This window comes from Protofrankia sp. Cr1, assembly GCF_963555865.1.
GTDB lineage: Bacteria > Actinomycetota > Actinomycetes > Frankiales > Frankiaceae > Protofrankia.
This window is the reverse complement of sequence record NZ_CAUVXO010000294.1, coordinates 1-657: the sequence shown is the minus strand read 5'-3', so window position 1 is coordinate 657 and position 657 is coordinate 1. Positions and strand designations below refer to the sequence as shown.

Annotated in this window: 1 protein-coding gene; it reads left to right on the top strand. The window is 59.7% G+C overall.

Going from position 1 to position 657, the window contains the following annotated elements; all coding sequences use genetic code 11:
* The first annotated feature begins 443 nt into the window (after window positions 1–443).
* Entirely contained in the window at window positions 444–611 is a 168-nt protein-coding gene (locus U9980_RS19385; RefSeq protein ID WP_322748934.1) for a hypothetical protein, read from the top strand.
* The last annotated feature ends 46 nt before the right edge of the window (window positions 612–657 follow it).

Below are 657 nucleotides of genomic sequence, written 5' to 3'. Positions count from 1 at the left end.
CACCCGACGCGGTGGCACCCGACGCGGTGGCACCCGACGCCACGGATGCGCAACGGCGGTGGATTGATACCCTCGGAGAGCGTCACGGGAAGCAATGGGGATGCACCGGCCAGCACATCATGTACAAATAGCGCAATCAGCCCGCAGGCATCCACCGGACCGCGGGCGATCTGACTACTGGGCGCAAACTTTGTTACCTCGCCGTAACGACCATTCAACCCGACGGGAACACCGCAGCTCTACCGTTTTTTACGGTAACGTCAGTTGTACCACTGCCCGACAAAGGAGCCGGGCTCCTCCCTGAAGGGCATGGAACGAAAAGTGATGGTGAACCCGCCACGCGGTGCCGTTTTGGCAGGTGTATCCGGTGAGGCGACCCAGCCACACGAGGTGCTGGTCAAATGGACGTCGCTTCACGACTGTGAGTCGTTGAAAGGCCGCCCATGAGCAGACTGGTCACACTCGTCGCCGCTGTCGACGCCCAGCCTACGCTGGAACAGACGGATTCAATTCTTGCCGAGCTGGGTCAAATGCCCCGTAATCCCATTGTCACGGGTCTGATCGATGCCTTGCTGGAGTACCGGACACTCCTGGTGAGCCTGACACCATGATCTTCATGTCAACGAAGATCATGAATGCCGCCGGCCGTGCGAAAAA